15 protein-coding genes and 1 riboswitch are annotated in these 20135 nt (G+C 72.1%); of the genes, 13 read left to right on the top strand and 2 right to left on the bottom strand.

What is annotated here, in order from left to right; genetic code table 11:
- Positions 1 to 162: 162 nt before the first annotated feature.
- Both mfd and ACFYXC_RS11620 read left to right on the top strand, forming a co-directional pair.
- On the top strand, positions 163 to 3717 hold the full coding sequence (gene mfd / locus ACFYXC_RS11625; protein WP_389549649.1) for a transcription-repair coupling factor: 3555 nt from the start codon (positions 163 to 165) through the stop codon (positions 3715 to 3717).
- A 256-nt stretch (positions 3718 to 3973) separates the two neighbouring features.
- Positions 3974 to 4690 carry an HNH endonuclease family protein gene (locus ACFYXC_RS11620; protein WP_389549647.1) on the top strand — a complete coding sequence of 239 codons (717 nt, stop codon included), beginning with the start codon at positions 3974 to 3976 and terminating at the stop codon, positions 4688 to 4690.
- 117 nt (positions 4691 to 4807) lie between these two features.
- On the opposite strand, the gene ACFYXC_RS11615 is transcribed toward ACFYXC_RS11620, so the two are convergent.
- Positions 4808 to 5554 carry a hypothetical protein gene (locus tag ACFYXC_RS11615; protein ID WP_389549644.1) on the bottom strand — a complete coding sequence of 249 codons (747 nt, stop codon included), beginning with the start codon at positions 5552 to 5554 and terminating at the stop codon, positions 4808 to 4810.
- A gap of 233 nt (positions 5555 to 5787) precedes the next feature.
- Here ACFYXC_RS11615 and ACFYXC_RS11610 point away from each other — a divergent pair, with 233 nt between their 5' ends.
- The 5 genes from ACFYXC_RS11610 to ACFYXC_RS11590 all read left to right on the top strand — a co-directional run bounded on the left by ACFYXC_RS11610 (position 5788) and on the right by ACFYXC_RS11590 (position 12031).
- Positions 5788 to 7941 carry an N-6 DNA methylase gene (locus tag ACFYXC_RS11610; RefSeq protein ID WP_389550031.1) on the top strand — a complete coding sequence of 718 codons (2154 nt, stop codon included), beginning with the start codon at positions 5788 to 5790 and terminating at the stop codon, positions 7939 to 7941.
- A gap of 153 nt (positions 7942 to 8094) precedes the next feature.
- On the top strand, positions 8095 to 8691 hold the full coding sequence (locus ACFYXC_RS11605; protein WP_388918800.1) for a hypothetical protein: 597 nt from the start codon (positions 8095 to 8097) through the stop codon (positions 8689 to 8691).
- A gap of 38 nt (positions 8692 to 8729) precedes the next feature.
- Positions 8730 to 10211, top strand: coding sequence for a protein kinase (locus tag ACFYXC_RS11600; RefSeq protein WP_388919061.1), 1482 nt, complete (start codon positions 8730 to 8732; stop codon positions 10209 to 10211).
- A gap of 139 nt (positions 10212 to 10350) precedes the next feature.
- Complete coding sequence (locus ACFYXC_RS11595; protein WP_389549641.1) at positions 10351 to 10995, top strand: SurA N-terminal domain-containing protein; 645 nt, start codon at positions 10351 to 10353, stop codon at positions 10993 to 10995.
- Between the two features lie 49 nt (positions 10996 to 11044).
- Positions 11045 to 12031 (top strand): nucleoside triphosphate pyrophosphohydrolase, encoded by a 987-nt coding sequence (locus ACFYXC_RS11590; protein WP_389549638.1) that lies wholly within the window; start codon positions 11045 to 11047, stop codon positions 12029 to 12031.
- Between the two features lie 244 nt (positions 12032 to 12275).
- On the opposite strand, the gene ACFYXC_RS11585 is transcribed toward ACFYXC_RS11590, so the two are convergent.
- Positions 12276 to 13490, bottom strand: a complete 1215-nt coding sequence (locus ACFYXC_RS11585) for a globin domain-containing protein (protein WP_389549635.1) — start codon at positions 13488 to 13490, stop codon at positions 12276 to 12278.
- Between the two features lie 182 nt (positions 13491 to 13672).
- Here ACFYXC_RS11585 and ACFYXC_RS11580 point away from each other — a divergent pair, with 182 nt between their 5' ends.
- The 6 genes from ACFYXC_RS11580 (at position 13673) to ACFYXC_RS11555 (ending at position 20074) form a co-directional block, all read left to right on the top strand.
- The gene (locus ACFYXC_RS11580; protein ID WP_388918788.1) at positions 13673 to 14968 is read left to right on the top strand and encodes a cytochrome P450; all 1296 of its coding nucleotides are present in this window, start codon (positions 13673 to 13675) and stop codon (positions 14966 to 14968) included.
- 199 nt (positions 14969 to 15167) lie between these two features.
- Positions 15168 to 16088: a transglycosylase family protein gene (locus ACFYXC_RS11575; RefSeq protein WP_389549632.1), complete on the top strand. Its 921-nt coding sequence runs from the start codon at positions 15168 to 15170 to the stop codon at positions 16086 to 16088.
- A gap of 200 nt (positions 16089 to 16288) precedes the next feature.
- A riboswitch (cyclic di-AMP (ydaO/yuaA leader) is annotated at positions 16289 to 16463 on the top strand.
- Between the two features lie 4 nt (positions 16464 to 16467).
- Positions 16468 to 17181, top strand: coding sequence for a transglycosylase family protein (locus tag ACFYXC_RS11570; protein ID WP_388918782.1), 714 nt, complete (start codon positions 16468 to 16470; stop codon positions 17179 to 17181).
- Positions 17182 to 17588: 407 nt separating this feature from the next.
- Positions 17589 to 18869 carry a phosphopyruvate hydratase gene (gene eno / locus ACFYXC_RS11565; RefSeq protein WP_388918779.1) on the top strand — a complete coding sequence of 427 codons (1281 nt, stop codon included), beginning with the start codon at positions 17589 to 17591 and terminating at the stop codon, positions 18867 to 18869.
- 90 nt (positions 18870 to 18959) lie between these two features.
- Entirely contained in the window at positions 18960 to 19436 is a 477-nt protein-coding gene (locus ACFYXC_RS11560; protein ID WP_388918776.1) for a septum formation initiator family protein, read from the top strand.
- Positions 19437 to 19552: 116 nt separating this feature from the next.
- On the top strand, positions 19553 to 20074 hold the full coding sequence (locus ACFYXC_RS11555; protein ID WP_388918773.1) for a DUF501 domain-containing protein: 522 nt from the start codon (positions 19553 to 19555) through the stop codon (positions 20072 to 20074).
- The last annotated feature ends 61 nt before the right edge of the window (positions 20075 to 20135 follow it).

Here is a 20135-nt window from a genome sequence, read left to right as displayed (position 1 = left end):
GGGTCCGGGGGCGCAGCCCCGGGGGCGGTGTGCACAGGCGCGGGCGGGGCGGGCCGGGGCGTCGTACCCTGGACACCCCCGGCCCGTCAGACGTGTCGGGCGGTCCGTGTTGCCCACGACCCCCACCCGTACCCCTCACGACCCCCGGACGGAAACCCCTCCATGAGCCTGCACGGTCTGCTCGACGCCGTCGTCAAGGACGCCGCCCTCACCGAAGCGGTGAAGGCCGCCGGCGACGGCAACCGCATGCACGTCGACCTGGTCGGCCCCCCCGCCGCCAGGCCCTTCGCGGTGGCGGCCCTGGCCCGGGAGGCGGGACGCACGGTGCTGGCGGTCACGGCCACCGGCCGCGAGGCCGAGGACCTGGCGGCGGCGCTGCGCTCACTGCTGCCGGCCGACACGGTCGCGGAGTACCCCTCCTGGGAGACGCTCCCGCACGAGCGGCTGTCCCCCCGCAGCGACACCGTGGGCCGCAGGCTGGCGGTCCTGCGCAGGCTCACCCACCCCCGCCCCGACGACCCGGAGACCGGCCCGGTCTCCGTCGTGGTCGCCCCCGTCCGCTCGGTCCTCCAGCCCCAGGTCAAGGGCCTCGGCGACCTGGAGCCCGTAGCCCTGCGGACGGGGCAGAGCGCCGACCTCGGCGACATCGTGAAGGCCCTCGCGGCCGCCGCGTACGCGCGCGTCGAGCTGGTCGAGAAGCGCGGCGAGTTCGCCGTGCGCGGCGGGATCCTGGACGTCTTCCCGCCCACCGAGGAACACCCGCTGCGCGTGGAGTTCTGGGGCGACGACGTCGAGGAGATCCGCTACTTCAAGGTCGCCGACCAGCGGTCCCTGGAGGTCGCCGAGCACGGACTGTGGGCGCCGCCCTGCCGGGAACTGCTGCTCACGGACGACGTACGGGCGAGGGCCGCCCGGCTCGCCGAGGAGCACCCCGAGCTCGGCGAACTGCTCGGCAAGATCGCCGAGGGCATCGCGGTCGAGGGCATGGAGTCCCTCGCGCCGGTCCTCGTCGACGCCATGGAACTGCTCGTCGACGTCCTGCCCAAGGGCTCCATGGCCGTGGTGTGCGACCCGGAGCGGGTGCGCACGCGCGCGGCGGACCTGGTGGCGACCTCGCAGGAGTTCCTGCAGGCGTCCTGGGCGGCCACCGCCGGGGGAGGCGACGCCCCGATCGACGTCGGCGCGGCGTCCCTGTGGTCCATCGCGGACGTCCGGGAACGGGCCCGCGAGCTGGACATGATGTGGTGGTCGGTGTCGCAGTTCGCGGCCGACGAGACGTTCGCCTCCGCCGCCGACGCGGCGGGGGACGCGGACACACTGAAGCTCGGGATGCACGCGCCCGAGACCTACCGGGGTGACACCGCGAAGGCCCTCGCCGACACGAAGGGCTGGCTCGCGGACGGCTGGCGCACGGTGTTCGTCACCGAGGCGCACGGACCGGCGGCCCGTACCGTCGAGGTGCTCGGCGGCGAGGGCATCGCGGCCCGTCTGGAGTCGCCCCTCGACCGGCTCGTCCCCTCGGTCGTGCAGGTGTCCTGCGGCTCGATCGACTACGGGTTCGTCGACCCGGCGCTCCGGCTCGCCGTCCTCACCGAGACCGACCTGACCGGGCAGAAGGCCGCAGGCAAGGACGGCGCCCGGATGCCGGCCCGCCGCAGGAAGACCATCGACCCGCTGACGCTGGAGGCGGGCGACTACATCGTCCACGAGCAGCACGGCGTCGGCCGCTACATCGAGATGGTGCAGCGGACCGTGCAGGGCGCGACCCGCGAGTACCTCGTCGTCGAGTACGCGCCCGCCAAGCGCGGCCAGCCCGGCGACCGCCTCTACATCCCCACGGACCAGCTGGAGCAGATCACCAAGTACGTGGGCGGCGAGGCCCCGACTCTGCACCGGCTCGGCGGCGCCGACTGGACGAAGACCAAGGCGCGCGCCAAGAAGGCCGTCAAGGAGATCGCGGCGGACCTCATCAGGCTGTACTCGGCCCGGATGGCGGCCCCCGGGCACGCCTTCGGCGCCGACACGCCGTGGCAGCGCGAGCTGGAGGACGCGTTCCCGTACACCGAGACGCCCGACCAGCTCACCACCATCGCCGAGGTCAAGGACGACATGGAGAAGACGGTCCCGATGGACCGGCTGATCTGCGGCGACGTCGGCTACGGCAAGACGGAGATCGCGGTCCGCGCGGCCTTCAAGGCGGTCCAGGACGGCAAGCAGGTCGCCGTCCTCGTCCCCACCACCCTGCTCGTCCAGCAGCACTTCGGGACGTTCAGCGAGCGCTACTCGCAGTTCCCCGTCAAGGTCAGGGCCCTGTCGCGCTTCCAGTCCGACACCGAGGCGAAGGCCGTCCTGGAGGGACTGCGGGAGGGCTCGGTGGACGTGGTCATCGGCACCCACCGCCTGTTCTCCTCGGAGACCAGGTTCAAGGACCTGGGCCTTGTCATCGTCGACGAGGAGCAGCGGTTCGGCGTCGAGCACAAGGAGCAGCTGAAGAAGCTGCGCGCGAACGTGGACGTCCTGACCATGTCCGCCACCCCGATCCCGCGCACCCTGGAGATGGCGGTGACGGGCATCCGCGAGATGTCGACGATCACCACGCCGCCGGAGGAACGGCACCCGGTACTGACCTTCGTCGGCCCGTACGAGCAGAGGCAGATCGGCGCCGCGGTGCGCAGGGAGCTGCTGCGCGAGGGCCAGGTCTTCTACATCCACAACCGGGTCGAGTCGATCGACCGGGCCGCGGCCAAGCTGCGTGAGATCGTGCCGGAGGCGCGGATCGCGACGGCCCACGGCCAGATGTCCGAACAGGCCCTCGAACAGGTGGTCGTCGACTTCTGGGAGAAGAAGTTCGACGTCCTCGTCTCGACGACCATCGTGGAGTCGGGCATCGACATCTCGAACGCGAACACGCTGATCGTGGAGCGCGGCGACAACTTCGGCCTCTCCCAGCTGCACCAGCTGCGCGGCAGGGTGGGCCGTGGCCGCGAGCGCGGTTACGCGTACTTCCTCTACCCCCCGGAGAAGCCGCTCACGGAGACGGCCCACGAACGCCTCGCGACCATCGCCCAGCACACCGAGATGGGCGCGGGCATGTACGTGGCCATGAAGGACCTGGAGATCCGCGGCGCCGGAAACCTGCTGGGCGGCGAGCAGTCGGGGCACATCGCCGGGGTCGGCTTCGACCTGTACGTACGCATGGTGGGCGAGGCGGTGGCCGACTACCGCGCCCAGATGGACGGCGGGGTCGAGGAAGAGCCGCCGCTGGAGGTCAAGATCGAGCTGCCGGTCGACGCGCACGTCCCGCACGACTACGCGCCCGGCGAGCGGCTGCGTCTGCAGGCATACCGCGCGATCGCCTCGGTCAACTCCGAGGAGGACGTCAAGGCGGTACGCGAGGAACTCGTCGACCGCTACGGGAAGCTGCCCGAGCCGGTGGAGAACCTCCTCCTGGTGGCCGGGCTGCGGATGCTCGCACGGGCGTGCGGGGTCGGCGAGGTCGTCCTCCAGGGCAACAACATCCGCTTCGCGCCGGTGGAGTTGCGGGAGTCGCAGGAGCTGCGGCTCCAGCGCCTGTACCCGGGCACGGTCATCAAGCCGTCCGCCCACCAGGTCCTGGTCCCGCGCCCCAAGACGGCGAAGGTCGGCGGGAAGCCGCTGGTCGGCCGCGAGTTGCTGGGATGGACGGGCGAGTTCCTGACCTCGATCCTGGGGTCCTGACGCCGGTCCGGGGCTCCTGACGCCGGGGCCGGGGTGAGGGGCCGGAAGGTGTGAGGGGCGCGATGCGGGACAACAGGTCCCGGGGGACGGGGGTGTGCACCACCTCGGTCACGCCGGTGGTGCGCCACTCGGCCGCCGAAGCCGCACGCGTCCGCTCTCCCGCCGTTCTCGCCCCGGCCCCGGGCCAGTACGGTGAGGTCCAACTGGACCCCCCGGCCGGGGCGGACAGGGGCCGGCGAAGAGAGGGAGAGCGCCCGTGACGTTCTGGACCAGGACCGCCGGCGTCGCGGCCCTGCTGCTCGCCGCGGCCGGCTGCACCGTGGAACCCACCGGCGCCGCCGGGCCGCAGGAGACGGCGGGCACGGGCGGGGCCGCCCTCACCGCCGTCGACTCGCTGACCGTCAAGGGCAGGGCGCCCAGAACGGGCTACGACCGCGACAAGTTCGGCACCCCCTGGGCCGACACCGACGCGAACGGCTGCGACACCCGCGACGACATCCTCAAACGGGACCTGAAGGAGGTTCGGTTCAGCGGTGGTGAGTGCAGTGTGCGGTCGGGGACGCTCGATCCCGACCCGTACACGAACAAGGACGTCACCTTCGTACGCGGCGGGCGCAGCGAGGTCGACATAGACCACCTCGTCGCTCTGTCGGACGCCTGGCAGAAGGGCGCCCAGAAGTGGGACGCGAGCAAGCGGATAGCGCTGGCCAACGATCCGCTGAACCTGCTCGCCGTCGACGCCGGACGCAACCGCAGCAAGGGCGACGGGGACACCGCGACCTGGCTACCGCCCCACAAGGCGTACCGGTGCACGTATGTGGCCCGGCAGGTGGCCGTGAAGAAGAAGTACGGGCTGTGGGTCACGCAGGCGGAGAAGACCGCGATGAAGAAGGTGCTGTCCGGCTGCCCCGGTGAGCGGCTCCCCTCGGGCGGCACCTCGACGCGGGCACCGAGCCGGTTCCACGCGGACTGAGCGGGCCGTCCCGACGGGCCGCGCCGGTGGGCCGTCCCGACGTGGTCTTCTGGCGGGGCGTCAGGTTTGAGGTGCCCCTTTTGGAGGCGTCCCGTCCGAGGCGTCCCCTTCGAGGCGTCAGCCGTTCATCGCGTCCAGGTCGATGACCTCGCCCTTCGGCTTCTCGGCCGGGACCGGCGTGTCGAAGTCGCTGAAGGTGACCGTGCCCGGGTCCTCGGCCGACCTGCTGACCACCTTCAGCAGGTAGGGCTCGCCCTCCGTGGCGACGTACAGCGTGTACGCGTCCTTGCCGTCCTTCTCGTGCAGGACGATCGCCGGGCTGCCGTCGACCGTGGTCGTCCTGCCGCGGGTGGCGTCGGAGTTGACGTCCTCGAAGTCCGCCAGGACGGTGTCGAGGTCGCAGAAGCCCGCGATGTCCTTGGCGTCCGAGCCGGTCGCGGACATCTTGGTCCACTTGCCGGCCAGCATCGCCACCACCGAGTCGGTCTCCTCCTTGGAGGCGCCCTCGTCCTGGGCGCGCAGGAACTTCTCGTCGTACTTCATGTAGAGGGTGTCGCCGGTCATCCTGAGCTCGGCCTCGCCCTGGCCGTTCGCGCTCATCGTGCCGGCGCACCGGCCCTTCTCGTCGAGGGCCATGTCCAGGTCGACCAGGCTGCCGTCGTCGTCCTTCATGCCGCCCTTCATGCGCAGCGACGAGGCGTTCGAGGTGGCCTCCACGGCCTGGTCGGCTATCTCGCCGCCGGTCAGCCCGGCGAACGGGCCCTTGGGCGCGCTGTCCGCCTTGTCCTCGCCCGGCAGACAGCCGGTGAGCGAGGCGGTGGCCGCGGCGGCGAGGCAGAGGGCGGGAAGTGCGGTGCGACGCATACGGGTTCCTTGGAAGTGAGAGGTGAGACGCGACAGGTGAGACGCGACAGGTCAGACGCGACAGGTGAGAAGCGTTCTTCGACGGCCGCTCATCCGATGGGTCAATCAGAACAGAGCTTGTGAACCGAGTCAACACGGTTCACGAAGGGGCAGCCATACACGGTCGTGAATGGATGGCTCTTGCGTACGCCGTTATGCTCGACGCCACACACCGGACGACGGGAGCCCAGCGGGTGCAGGAGAACGGGACAGAGGTCACCGCGGCCGGGATCGCGAGGCTCGCCGGAGTCGGCCGCGCCGCCGTCAGCAACTGGCGCCGCCGCCACGCCGACTTCCCCAGACCTGTCGGCGGCAGCGAGACCAGCCCCTCCTTCGCGCTGGCCGAGGTCGAGGACTGGCTGCGCGCCCAGGGCAAACTGGCCGAGGTCCCGCTGCGCGAACGCGTCTGGCAGCGGATCGCCGGACATCCGCGGGGCCCCGTCACCGCCCTGGTCCACGTCGGCTGCGCCCTGCTGCTCGTCCACGACCGCCCCACGGTCTGGCTGGAGGTGAGCGCCGGTTCGGACGGACGCCTCGCCGAGCTGCTGCCCACACCCCTCGACCAGGTCCTCGACCCCCGTTTCGGGGTGCTCCGCAGACGGGCCGTCGACACGCCGACCGCCGCCCAGCTGCTGCCCTCCGCACCGCTGTTGCGCGCAGCCGCGGACCTCGCCGCCGAACTGGGCGCGCGCAAGGCGTACGAGTTCCTGCTCGGCCGGCACCTCGACGCCAACCCGCGCCAGTACACGCTCACACCGGCCGGCCTCGCCGCCCTGATGGCCGACCTCGCCGGACCCGCCGCAGCGGTCCTCGACCCGGCGTGCGGCACCGGCGCCCTGCTGCGCGCGGTGGCCGCCGCACAGGGGGAGTCGGCCACCGAGGACCAGCGCCTCTACGGGCAGGACAGCGCGCCCGAGCTGGCGGCCCTGACGGCACTGCGCCTGGCCCTCCACACCCGGGCCACCGTGCGCACCGCCGCGGCCGACACCCTGCGCGAGGACGCGTACGGCAGCCTCAGGGCGGACGCCGTCCTGTGCCACCCGCCGTTCAACGAGCGCAACTGGGGCCACGACGAACTCGCCTACGACCCCCGCTGGGAGTACGGCTTCCCGGCCCGCACGGAGTCCGAACTGGCCTGGGTGCAGCACGCCCTGGCCCGCTTGAAGGAAGGCGGGATCGCCGTCCTCCTGATGCCGCCGGCCGCCGCCTCCCGGCGCTCGGGCCGCCGGGTCCGCGCCGACCTGCTGCGCCGCGGGGCCCTGCGTGCCGTGATCGCCCTGCCGCCGGGCGCGGCACCTCCGCACAATCTCCCGCTGCACCTGTGGGTGCTGCGCAGGCCCGCCGTCACCGCCCAGCCCGCGCAGCCGGAGGTGCTGCTCGCCGACACCGGGGTGTTCGCCGCGGACAGCCGCGGCGGCCTCGACTGGCAGGCCGTGCGCACCGCCGTCCTCGACGCCTGGCACCCCTTCGACCGCACCGGTACCGCGCCCGAGCAGCCGGGCCTCAGCCGCTCCGTGCCGGTCATCGACCTCCTCGACGACGACGTGGACCTGGCCCCGGCCCGGCATCTGCCGCCCCCCGAGGCCGGCGGCGGCGCCGAGCACCTCGCGGACGTGCGCGACCGGCTGGGCGAGACCCTCCGGTTGACCGCCCGCCTCACCCCGCCCCCCGCCGGTGCGCGCGGGCCCGCCCGCTGGCCGCTCACCACGATCGGTGAACTCGCGCGCGGGGGCGCACTCCGGCTGCGTACCGGAGGGAACGAGCCGCGGGCGGGCGGCGGCGACGGGCACGCGCGCGTGCCCGTCCTCACCGACCACGACGTCCTCGCCGGCACCGGACCGTCCGGAACGGCCGCCCACGGATCGGGAACGGCCGCCCACGGACCCGGAACAGTCCCTTCCGGAGCGGGATCGGCCTTCTACGGAACACCGTCCGCGAGCGACGAGGAGCCCGTGCTCACCGAGCCGGGTGACGTCGTCGTCCCCGTGCTCGGCGGCGGCTCCATCGCGCGCGTGGTCGACGAGGCGACCGCGGGCGCCGCCCTCGGCCGCAATCTCGCGCTGCTGCGGCCGGACCCGGCCGCGCTCGACCCGTGGTTCCTCGCCGGCTTCCTGCGCGGCACCGCCAACAACCGCCGGGCCAGCAGTTACGCGTCCACCGCGACCCGGCTCGACGTGCGCCGCCTCCAACTGCCGCGGCTGCCGCTGGAACAGCAGCGCACGTACGGCGAACGGTTCCGCGCGCTGGCCGAGTTCGAGGAGGCGCTACGGCTCGCGGGGCGCCTCGGCGAGCAACTGGTCCGCGGCATGTACGACGGCCTGGCGGACGGCACGGTCGAGCCGGACTGATGCTCCCGGGAGCTGCTGGGGCGGAGGCGGTGACCAGCACGACAACGGTTCGGTACAACCCTGGACCGGTTGTCCTTGTCGGCCTATACGCTCGGACTCCGCACTCGTACGTCCGTACCGCCCTCCGTCCCCATCAGGTCTCCAGGAGCAACCATGCAAGGCCACGGCCAGGCGCAGCCGGTGAAGCCGCCCCCCTCGACCGGGCTGCTGGTCTTCCTGCGTGTGTCATTCGTGGTCGTCTCCGTGTGCAGCTTCGGTCTCCTCGGCTGGACGATGATGCTGCGGCTGGCGCTCGTGACCCGCAAGTCGCTCGACTGGGGCCTGCTCGTGGCCACGTTCGCGGCCGAGGCCCTCGGACTGGTCCTGATCGGCACCGAGCCCGGCGACGAGATCCACACCCCGGGCGGCTGGACGGGTCTCGCGCTGCTCTTCGGCTCGCTCGTCCCCGTGATCTCGTACTACCTCGCGGCGGAGATCCGCCACTTCCACGAGCAGAGTCACGCGTACGCGGCGTACGCCCCGCGCCGGCAGCCCCCGGCCACCGCGTACGGCTACCCGCAGCCGCCGTACGCCGCCACCGCCGGCCCGCACACCCCGGTGCCGCCGATGCCCGCCGTACCGCAGCCCCAGTCCCGGCCCGCCGCGCCGACCCCGCCGCCGCAGCGTCCCGCGCCCGCCCGTATCGACCAGGTGCGCGCCGAGCTCGACGAGTTGAGCGACTATCTCCGCAAGCAGGAGGACGGCAGGTGACGGTGGCGCCGGGGCGAGTGATCACCGGCCGCTACGAACTGTCCACGCTCATCGGGCAGGGCGGCATGGGCCAGGTCTGGACGGCGTACGACCAGCGCCTGGACCGGCGCGTCGCGGTGAAGCTGCTGCGGCCGGACAAGGTCGCGGGCCAGGAGGCCGACGAGCTGCGCCGCCGCTTCGTGCGCGAGTGCCGCGTCACCGCCCAGGTCGACCACCCCGGCCTGGTCACGGTGCACGACGCGGGCAGCGAGGGCGAGGAGCTGTTCCTCGTCATGCAGTACGTCGACGGGGCCGACCTCTCCGACCACCTCGCCGAGCACGACCCCTACCCCTGGCAGTGGGCCGTCTCGGTCGCCGCGCAACTGTGCGCCGTGCTCTCCGCGGTGCACGCCGTGCCGATCGTCCACCGCGACCTCAAACCGCGGAACGTGATGATCAAACAGGACGGCACGGTCACCGTCCTCGACCTCGGCGTCGCGTCCGTCATGGACACCGACACCACCCGCCTCACGCACACCGGCTCCCCCATCGGATCGCCCGCCTACATGGCACCCGAGCAGGCGATGGGCGGAGCGGTCGGCCCGTACACCGACCTGTACGCGCTCGGGGTGCTGCTGCACGAACTGCTCAGCGGGGACGTGCCGTTCTCGGGCTCCACCGCCCTGGGCGTGCTGCACCGGCACCTCTACGAGCCGCCCCTGCCGGTCCGCCGGCTGCGCCCCGAGGTGCCCGAGGCGCTGGAGGCCCTCGTGCTGCGGCTGCTGTCCAAGGACCCGCAGCACCGCCCGGACTCAGCCCAGGAGACGTACGAGCAGTTGCTGCCGCTGCTGCCCGCGCGCGGGATCCCGTCCGGCGGACCGCTCGACCCCACGCGCCCGTTCCTGCGCCCGCACGCCCCCTGGCCGGACCGAGCCCGCACCCCCGCGGCGCAGCCGCAGGCCGCGCCCGCCGTCGACAGGCCGGACGTCGCGGGAGCGGTCGACGAGGTCAAACGCCTCCTCGGAGAGGGCCGCATCACGCAGGCCGTCGACATCCTCGGCCAGATACTCCCGGCCGCCGCCGCCCAGCACGGCGAGCACTCGCCGGTCGTCCGCACGCTGCGCAAGCAGTACGCGGCCACGCTGATGGACGACGGCCAGTACCGGCGCGCCCTGCCCGAACTGCGCCGCCTCGCCGACGAGCGGGCCACCGAGGCCGGGCAGGCCGACCCGCAGTCGCTGCGCTTCCGCTACGAGGCCGCCCAGTGCCTCGAACAGCTCGGCGAACCGGCCGCCGCGCTCGCCGAGTACCGCGCCCTGCTGCCGTACTACGAGAACCAGTACGTGGCGCAGGACGCCGAACTCTCCTTCGAGGTACGCCGCCGCATCGGCCACCTGCTCCTCGCCCTCGGCGACCGGGCCGCCGCCCACGACACGCTGGCCCGGCTCCGGTACGACGCCGAACGGCTGCGGGGCCCCGGCCATCCGCTGGTCGCCGAGATCGGCCGGACCCTCCAGTGGCTGGGCCAGGTCCGCGGCTGAACCGCGTACGCGGGAGGCGGTGCCCGAAGTCCGGGCGAATCGTTGGGTCGAATGGGTGGCCGAGAGCCGGTCCCCTGCCTACCATCGATCACCGCAAGACTTTGTGCACCGTCGCACAAGCTCCTACAGGAGGTCCTCCTTGCACCGCCGCCGTCGCACCGCGCTCCTCCTCTCCGCCGCGCTCCTCACCGCGGCCCCCCTCCTGACCGCCTGCGGCAACGACGCGCATCCCGGTGCCGCGGCCGTCGTCGGCGACGACCGCATCACGGTCTCCCAGCTGGAGAACCGGGTGAACGAGGTACGGACCGCGCAGCGGGCCGCCACCACCGGCGAGGCGCAGTACGAGCAGGCCATCGCCAAGTCCGGCGGCCTCACCCGGGACACCCTGCACGGCATGGTCCTGGACCGTGTACTGCACCGGGCCGCCCGGGACGCGGGCGTGACCGTCACCCGCAAGGAGGTCCAGGAGGCCCGCGCGGGGCTGGAACAGCAGGCGGGTGACGCGAAGGCGCTGGAGGTGAGCTGGCTCCAGCAGTACGGGGTGCCGCCCCAGCGGCTCGACAGCAACCTCCGTGTCCAGATCGAGGCCCAGAAGCTCGCCGCCGCCCTCGGCACGGACACCAGCCAGCCGGCCTTCTGGAAGTCGCTGTCCGAGGCGTCCAAGAAGCTGGACGTCGACCTGAACCCCCGTTACGGCACCTGGGACGTGGAGAAGAGCAGCCGCGTCGACGCCAAGCTGCCGTGGGTGCGTGACGTCACGGCGGCCGGCCGGCAGCCGGCGTGACCGTCGCCCACGCACCCCGTCCACAGGCCGTGACCATGATGTCGGTGGCGTGGGTTACGTTCGGGGTGTGAACGCATCCAGTCCGGGGCGCATCGTCCTGCTCACCACCAGCCACCGCGTCGCCCCCGGACTCCTGTCCTGGCCCGCCTGGCAGGCGCTGCACGGCGCCGACCGCGTCCTGTGCGCGGACGGCGCCCACCCCCAGCTGCCGTATCTGCGCGAGGCCGGCGTCCGGGTCGACGAGGCCGCGCCCGACGCCCAGGAGCTGGTCGACGCCTGCGCCGGCGGGCGCACGGTGACCGTCGTCGCCACCGGCGAGGGCGAACCGCGCCTGACCGACGGCCTGGCCCGGCTGGCGGGCACCGGGCGCGTCCCGATGCCCGACCTCGAACTGCTCCCCGCCTCGTACGACCTCCCGGGCGCCCGCCTCCTCGACCTCGTCCAGGTCATGGACCGCATCCGCCTCGAATGCCCCTGGTCGTCCCAGCAGACCCACAAGGGCCTCGCCAAGTACGGCCTGGAGGAGGCGTACGAACTCGTCGAGGCGATCGAGGAGGGCGACCGGGACGAGCTGCGGGAGGAACTCGGCGATGTGCTGCTCCAGGTCGTCTTCCACTCCCGGATCGCCGAGGAGGGCGACCCGGAGGACGGGTCGGAGCCCTTCTCCATCGACGACGTGGCGGCGGGCATCGTCACCAAGCTGATCCACCGCCACCCGCACGTGTTCGGCGACGAGACCGCCTCCACACCCGAGGAGGTCAAGGAGCACTGGCTGCGCACCAAGGCCGAGGAGAAGCGGCGCACGTCGGTCACGGACGGCGTCCCGCTCGGCCAGCCCGGCCTCGCGCTCGCCGCCAAGCTGGCGTCCCGCGCGCGCACGGCGGGACTGGAGACGCCCCTCCCGCGGGGTGAGGGCGTCGGTTACGCCCTGCTGGCGCTGGCCGTCCAGGCCGAGGCGGACGGCGTGGACCCGGAAGCGGCCCTGCGCGCAGCGGCCCGCACCTACCGAGAAGCCATAAGAACAACCGAACCCTGACGCCCCCGACCACCCCAAAGGCCCGCGGGGAACGGCGTGCTCAGCCCTCGCGGATCCGCAGGTCTGAACGGGGGGCCGCCGAGGCGCCCTGAAGGGGCGCGGGGAACGGCGTGCTCAGCCCTCGCGGATCCGCAGGTCTGAACGGGGGGTCGGCGAGGCGCCCTGAAGGGGCGCGGGGAACGGCGCGACGAGCCCCCACCGGCCCGCAGGTGATGCACGACCCCCGGCGGGCCGGGGCGGAGCGTCACGCTCCGCCCCGGCCCGGCGAATGATGCCAGCGCGGCCGGGGCCGCCGCAGGAGCCACTCCCCCGTGCCCAGCGACCGCCCCCGCCCCGTGGGCGGCAGATCGTCGCGGAACACCCGGTCCGGGACGGCCCCCAGACCCGGCAGCACCTCGGTGATCTCCTCCACCAGCCCGGGCGGACCCGCCAAGTAGACATCGTGGCGCGCCCACTTGGCACGGTTGCCCAGAGCGGTCAGCAACCGCTCGGTCGCCTGCAGCTTGGGACGCCCCGGCGCAGGCGTGATCACGGTGACGTCCAGCCGCGGCAGCCGCGTGCGCAACGCCCCGAGCGCGGCCCGGTCGTAGAGGTACGCGGTGTCGCGCGCCACGACGAACAGCCGGGCCTCGTCGTACGGCCCGGGCTCGGACGCCAGCTGTTCGAGAAGCGCCTTCACCGGTGCCCAGCCGGTGCCGGCCGCGATGAACGTGAGAGGTCGCTCCACGGGCGTACGGAGGGTGAGCCGGCCGCACGCCGGACCGAGCCGCAGCACATCGCCCGTGCGGGTGCGCCGGACGAGCTCGGGGGACAGGACGCCGTCCTCGACGAGGCTGACGTGCAGGTCCAGGGTGTCGTCGGAGCGGGGCGCGTTGCCGACGGAGTAGGGACGCCAGACGCCCGGTAATCGGGGGTCGCTGACACTCACGTACTGGCCCGGGACATGGGGGAGCGGCCGCTGCGGGCGGAGGGTGAGGACGGTGAGGTCGTCCCCGTGCCCGGTGCGCCCGACGACCTCCGCGTCCCACCAGGACGGCTCCCCCTGGCTCTCCGCCTGCCCCGCGCCGTCCAGCATGGCGTCCGCGATCACCTCGTACGCCTCGTCCCAGGCCTTCTCCACCTCCGAGCTCCACGCCGACCCCGACACGGCGGCGAACGCGGCGATCAGACTGGCCCCCACGGCCGTGTAGTGCTCCGGCCGCGCCAGGTACTTCCTGTGGTCGCGCCCCAGGTCCCGCAGGTACTCGTGCAGCCCCGGCCCCTCCAGGCGCGCGATGACGAGTGCCAGGGCGGTGAAGAGACGGTCCCGCTGGCGTTCCTTGTCCTCGGGGGAGTCCAGCGGGAACAGGGCGCGCACATCGGGGTGGTGCCAGAAGAGGTGCGAGTAGAAGTACTTGAGCGCGAACTCGGCCCGCCTTTCGACGACCGCGAAACTGGTCCGGAGAATTTCGGGGTCCACGGGCGCGACAGTAGAGAGCCCGGACGCCGCACGGTCAAGGGACAGTCCATTCCGGGACAGCCTCGGGTGAAATCCCGAAAAGGGGCCGAATCGGCGGCGGGTCCGGTGCGGAACCACGGGCGGTGAGCCCCGCGGCAGGACGCCGGACAGGCTCCCGCCGCCCCTCCCGATACCGTCGAGGAGTGACCGAAACACCTGCACAGCCGCCTGCGGGGCACCCCGCCCCCGAACTCTTCACCTGGGAGTTCGCAACCGATCCCTACCCGGCGTACGCCTGGCTCCGTGAACACGCTCCCGTGCATCGGGCGACGCTGCCCAGCGGGGTGGAGGCGTGGCTGGTGACCCGGTACGCGGACGCCAGGCAGGCCCTCGCGGACACCCGGCTGAGCAAGAACCCGGCACACCACGACGAGCCCGCGCACGCGAAGGGCAAAACGGGCATTCCGGGGGAGCGGAAGGCCGAGTTGATGACGCACCTGCTCAACATCGACCCGCCGGACCACACCCGTCTGCGGCGGCTCGTCAGCAAGGCGTTCACCCCGCGGCGGGTGGCCGAGTTCGCGCCGCGGGTCCAGGAGCTGGCGGACGGGTTGCTCGACGCCTTCGCCGAGAAGGGCGAGGCCGACCTCATCCACGAGTTCGCCTTCCCGCTCCCCATCTACGCGATCTGCGACCTCCTGGGCGTCCCGCGCGAGGACCAGGACGACTTCCGCGACTGGGCCGGGATGATGATCCGGCACGGGGGCGGGCCGAGGGGCGGTGTCGCCCGGTCGGTCAAGAAGATGCGCGGCTACCTCGCCGAGCTCATCCATCGCAAACGCGAAGAGCTCACGGATGTGCCCGCCCCGGGCGAGGACCTCATCTCCGGTCTCATCCGGTCCTCCGACCACGGCGAACACCTCACCGAGAACGAGGCCGCGGCGATGGCCTTCATCCTGCTGTTCGCCGGTTTCGAGACCACGGTGAACCTGATCGGGAACGGCACCTACGCCCTGCTCACCCACCCGGGGCAGCGGCAGCGGCTGCAGGACTCCCTCGCGGCCGGCCGGCCGGACCTGCTGGAGACCGGCCTGGAGGAACTGCTCCGCTACGACGGGCCCGTGGAGCTGGCCACCTGGCGGTTCGCGACCGAACACCTCAGCGTCGGCGGGCAGGACATCGCCCCCGGAGATCCCGTACTCGTCGTGCTCGCGGCGGCCGACCGTGACCCCGACCGGTTCGGGGACCCCGACACCCTCGACCTCTCCCGGCGTGACAACCCGCACCTCGGTTACGGCCACGGCATCCACTACTGCCTCGGCGCGCCCCTCGCCCGGCTGGAGGGCCGGACCGCGCTGACCACGCTGCTGACCCGCCTGCCCGACCTGCGACTCGCGGCGGATTCCGCCGATTTGAGGTGGCGGGGAGGGCTCATCATGCGGGGATTGCGCACGCTTCCGGTGGAGTTCACCCCGGTCGCGAAGTCTGGCAGGCGGTAGCAGTCGGGGCACCTGAAGGTGAGTCTCCGTCAACTTTGTGATCTTCACGTTATCTACGCTGCATCGACTTGTGACAAGAGTTCGAGTGCCTATACGTTCACCCATCAATGCGGCAGGTCTCGCCGGTCGCAGCAGTCACGAGCGCAGCTCATCGCTGTGTCCTGTGCGTATTCCTTGCTGTCACGCGAAAGGCAATCGCATGCTCTCCGGGAACGGCCGTCATCGTCGCCCCCGCCAGGCTCCGGCGCTCCTCGTCGCCGCGGGCGTGACCGGATCGGCCATCGCGATCCCCCTGCTCGGCGCGACCGGCGCGAGCGCCGCCAGCGGCACGACCTGGGACGCGGTCGCCGAGTGCGAGAGCGGCAGCTCGTGGAGCGCCGACACCGGCAACGGCCTCTACGGCGGGCTCCAGATGACCCAGGAGACGTGGGAGGGGTACGGCGGCCTCGACTACGCGCCGAGCGCCGACCAGGCCAGCCGCTCGCAGCAGATAGCCGTCGCCGAGAAGGTCCTCGCGGACCAGGGGACGACCGCCTGGGCGACCTGCGGCCTGCTCGCCGGCCTGACCGAGGACTCCGACTCCGCGAACGTCGACACCGGCCTCGCCAAGGACTCCGCCGACGCGCCGTCCGACACGGACGGTACGGAGGAGAGCGGCGGCACGAAGTCCGACGCGTCCCTGGACAGCGGTCCGGCCTCCGTGGGCGACTCCGGCTCGGGCGCGCAGAGAACGGACAGCGGCTCCACGGGCGGTACGAAGAAGACCGACGACTCGGACAAGTCCGCCCAGAACGACGACGCTTCGACCGAGGTGGACACCGAGGGCTCCGGCCGCCACCGCGGTGGCAGCGCCGAGGCGGCCGACACCGCTCCCCGCGCGGACGACTACGCCGGCCGGCACGCCTCGCGCGGGGACAGCGACTCGCGCGTCCTCGCCCCCGAGGGCTCGTACGTGGTCCGCAACGGGGACAGTCTCTCGGCCATCGCCGACTCCCAGGACGTCAAGGGCGGATGGAGCGAGCTGTACGCCGCGAACAAGGACACCATCGGCGCCGACCCGAACCTCATCATCCCCGGTCAGAGCATCGTCGTCGACGACACGGCGGCCGCGAGCAAGTAGTGACCAAGGCGCCGAATCGGGCCAAAACCAGCGGTAGTTCGCGGTGAATGTCCGATTTGGTGAAGTGAGAGATGGATCTCAACCACCCTGATCGTCTTTGAAATTCGGCGGACCGCATGTCTACGGTCGTGACCGCTCGCCATTGGTGGGCCCCGACGGTCGCACGCCGAATCCTGCCAACGGCCGTACGGGAACAGTCGTCGCGTAAAGCGCCGTAGGCAGGAGCGGGGGACCCAGGTAAGTGCCGGACCCGGTCGTCGGGACGAGACCGGGCACGGCTTGGGGTTAAGCCGCGTGACAGCAGTGTCGCGCGGCCGGGCAACTCACTCGGCCCGAACCCGACAGCTCACCTCGCAGGCGTCGGTGAGGGGATCGCTTCATGCTGCTTTCGAACAAGGGCAAGCACCGCCGTCCGTCCAAGGCCACCCGCATCGCCACACTGGCCGGCGTCACCGGTGCCGCCATCGCCGCCCCGCTGATGGCGGCCGGCAACGCGTCCGCCGCGACCGCCTCCGAATGGGACACCGTCGCCCAGTGCGAGTCCGGCGGCAACTGGTCGATCAACACCGGCAACGGCTACTACGGCGGCCTGCAGTTCTCGGCCTCCACCTGGGCCGCGTACGGCGGCAACGCGTACGCCTCCACCGCCGACCAGGCGTCCAAGTCCCAGCAGATCGCCGTCGCCGAGAAGGTGCTGGCGAGCCAGGGCAAGGGTGCCTGGCCGAGCTGTGGCGTGGGCCTGTCCGGCGCCTCGACCGGCAACACCGCTCCCTCGGACTCCGGCTCGTCGAACTCGAACGGCTCCGGCCAGAGCACCTCGCAGCCGCAGCAGCGGCAGAACACGCAGCCCGCCGAGGAGCGTGCCTCGCGTTCGCAGGAGCGGCCGGCCGCGAAGAAGACCGTCGAGACCCCGACCGGCAAGAAGGTCAAGAAGGGTGACGGCGAGTACAAGGTCGTCAAGGGTGACACCCTCAGCGAGATCGCCGACAAGAAGAACGTCAAGGGCGGCTGGGCGAAGCTCTACAAGCTGAACGACGACATCGTCGACGACGCCGACTTCATCTTCCCGGGCCAGCAGCTGCACCTCAGCTGACCCCGGCGGTCGCGCCCCCTCGGCGGGCCGGACGTCGTCCCGGGTCGGGGTTCTGGCCGCTCGGCCCCGGCCCGGCCGGCGATCGCGTCCACAGCCGCGTCGCGACTGAACCACAGCGCTCTCACATCCGTGTCCTCCATGGTGGAGGCCGCGTGAGGGCCACCCCCGTCCCCCACGGGCTCCCCGCTCCGGTGCGTGTTCCCCCGTACGCACCGGGGCGGGGCTTTTTCTGTCCCCGTCTTTGTTCCGTTCGGAAACAATTTCCTCTCGGTTCCGTCCACGAGGCGGCCGGGGGCCCGGTGACGCCCGGCAGCCGGTTAGGCTCATCCCGCGGGGCCACCACGGCCTGCACCCAACCGGGCCTCCGGCCCGGCACAGCTTGCGTCACATCCCAGAAGGAGATGCTCGTGCCGTCCATCGACGTCGTCGTAGCCCGGGAAATCCTGGACTCCCGAGGCAACCCCACGGTCGAGGTCGAGGTCGGCCTCGACGACGGCAGCACGGGTCGTGCCGCCGTTCCGTCCGGCGCCTCCACCGGTGCCTTCGAAGCCGTCGAGCTCCGCGACGGGGACCCCAACCGCTACCTCGGCAAGGGTGTCGAGAAGGCCGTCCTCGCCGTCATCGAGCAGCTCGGCCCGGAGCTCGTCGGTTACGACGCCACCGAGCAGCGCCTCATCGACCAGGCGATGATCGACCTGGACGCCACCGACAACAAGGGCTCGCTCGGCGCCAACGCGATCCTCGGTGTCTCCCTCGCCGTCGCCCACGCCGCCTCCGAGGCCAGCGACCTGCCGCTCTTCCGCTACCTGGGCGGCCCGAACGCGCACCTGCTGCCGGTCCCGATGATGAACATCCTGAACGGCGGGTCGCACGCCGACTCGAACGTCGACATCCAGGAGTTCATGATCGCCCCGATCGGCGCGGAGTCCTTCTCCGAGGCCGTGCGCTGGGGCGCCGAGGTCTACCACACCCTCAAGAAGGTCCTGAAGAAGCGCGGCCTGTCCACCGGACTCGGCGACGAGGGTGGCTTCGCCCCGAACCTCGGCTCCAACCGCGAGGCCCTCGACCTCATCATCGAGGCCATCAAGGAAGCCGGCTACACCCCCGGCGAGCAGGTCGCCCTCGCGCTGGACGTCGCCGCGTCCGAGTTCTACAAGGACGGCTCGTACGAGTTCGAGGGCAAGTCCCGCTCGGCCGCCGAGATGACCGAGTACTACGAGGAGCTCGTCTCCGCGTACCCGCTGGTCTCCATCGAGGACCCGCTGTACGAGGACGACTGGGCCGGCTGGAACGTCATCACCGAGAAGCTGGGCGACAAGGTGCAGATCGTCGGCGACGACCTCTTCGTCACCAACCCCGAGCGCCTCGCCCGCGGCATCGAGGAGGGCTCCGCCAACGCCCTGCTCGTCAAGGTCAACCAGATCGGCTCGCTGACCGAGACCCTGGACGCCGTCGAGATGGCCCAGCGCAGCGGCTTCAAGTGCATGATGTCCCACCGCTCCGGCGAGACCGAGGACGTCACCATCGCCGACCTCGCGGTCGCGGTGAACTGCGGCCAGATCAAGACCGGCGCCCCGGCCCGCTCTGACCGCGTCGCCAAGTACAACCAGCTGCTGCGCATCGAGGAGATCCTCGACGACGCGGCGGTGTACGCGGGCCGCTCGGCGTTCCCCCGCTTCAAGGGCTGACCCTCTTGCAGGAAGCGTCGTACGTACGTCCCCGTACCCGGTCCCGTACCGTGTGCGGGGACGTACGCACGTATCGGGGAGGCGGGACAGATGGCTGTGAAGGACCGTGACCGGTTCTCCACCGCGACCAGGCTGCGGGCGCTCGGTGAGCAGACCGCCGCCCGTGTCTACCGCTCCCAGACCAAGCGCCAGGCGCGCCGCTCGCGCCTGACCGGCCGGGCGGCGCTCCTCGCCCTCGTCCTGTGCTCGCTCGTCGTGGCGCTCGCCTATCCCATAAGGCAGTACGTCTCTCAGCGCGCCGAGGTCGCCGAACTGCAGCGCGAACGCGAGCAGGCCCGCGAGCGGGTGGAACAGCTGCGCGACCTGAAGGCGCGGTGGCAGGACGACGCGTACGCCGAGCAGCGCATCCGGGAGCGGCTGCACTATGTGATGCCGGGCGAGACCGGTTACATCGTGATCGATCCCGACGCGGCGAAGAAGACGCGCACGAACCGCACGGCGGCCGACCGGGCCTGGTACGCGAACGTCTGGGACGGCGTCGACAAGGCCGACGCGTCCACCCGGTGAACGCCGACGCGTTCACCCGTGAACCGGGACGTCGCCCGCGCACCCACCGATTCCTGCTCCCTGCTCCCTTCTCACCGACCGATCACCGACTGACCAGAAAGACACAGACCCAAGGCATGCAGACGCCCCCGCCGTCCACTCCGCGTACCGAGCCCACCGACGACGACGTCGAGGCGTTCAAGCAGCAGCTCGGGCGGCCGCCGCGCGGGCTGCGCGCGATCGCGCACCGCTGCCCGTGCGGGCAGCCGGACGTCGTCGAGACGGCTCCCCGGCTGCCCGACGGGACGCCGTTCCCGACGACGTACTACCTGACGTGCCCGCGTGCGGCCTCCGCGATCGGCACGCTGGAGGCGAACGGCGTCATGAAGGAGATGACGGACCGTCTCGCCACGGATCCCGAGCTGGCCGCGGCGTACCGGGCCGCGCACGAGGACTACCTCGCGCGCCGTGACTCCATCGAGGTGCTCGCAGGGTTTCCCAGCGCGGGCGGGATGCCGGACCGGGTGAAGTGCCTGCACGTCCTGGTCGCCCACTCGCTGGCCGCGGGGCCGGGAGTGAACCCCCTGGGCGACGAGGCGATCGCGATGCTGCCGCAGTGGTGGCGCAAGGGGGCGTGTGTCGTGCCGACGGCGGGGTGAACCGGGCGGCCCGGGGCGTCGTCGGCTGCGGGCCCGGTGGGGGCGGGCCGCGCAGTTCCCC

Origin of the sequence: Streptomyces sp. NPDC002701, assembly GCF_042889045.1 — a bacterium.
Lineage (GTDB): Bacteria > Actinomycetota > Actinomycetes > Streptomycetales > Streptomycetaceae > Streptomyces.
Note: the sequence above shows the minus strand (reverse complement) of the source record. Positions and strands in the feature narration are given on the sequence as shown.

Bases quoted from the DNA above. Each gene is read 5' to 3' on its own strand.
- mfd (WP_389549649.1), top strand. From the start codon at position 163: ATGAGCCTGCACGGTCTGCTCGACGCCGTCGTCAAGGACGCCGCCCTC.
- ACFYXC_RS11615 (WP_389549644.1), bottom strand. From the start codon at position 5,554: ATGCGTCGCACCGCACTTCCCGCCCTCTGCCTCGCCGCCGCGGCCACC.
- ACFYXC_RS11605 (WP_388918800.1), top strand. From the start codon at position 8,095: ATGCAAGGCCACGGCCAGGCGCAGCCGGTGAAGCCGCCCCCCTCGACC.
- ACFYXC_RS11575 (WP_389549632.1), top strand. From the start codon at position 15,168: ATGCTCTCCGGGAACGGCCGTCATCGTCGCCCCCGCCAGGCTCCGGCG.
- ACFYXC_RS11570 (WP_388918782.1), top strand. From the start codon at position 16,468: ATGCTGCTTTCGAACAAGGGCAAGCACCGCCGTCCGTCCAAGGCCACC.
- ACFYXC_RS11560 (WP_388918776.1), top strand. From the start codon at position 18,960: ATGGCTGTGAAGGACCGTGACCGGTTCTCCACCGCGACCAGGCTGCGG.
- ACFYXC_RS11555 (WP_388918773.1), top strand. From the start codon at position 19,553: ATGCAGACGCCCCCGCCGTCCACTCCGCGTACCGAGCCCACCGACGAC.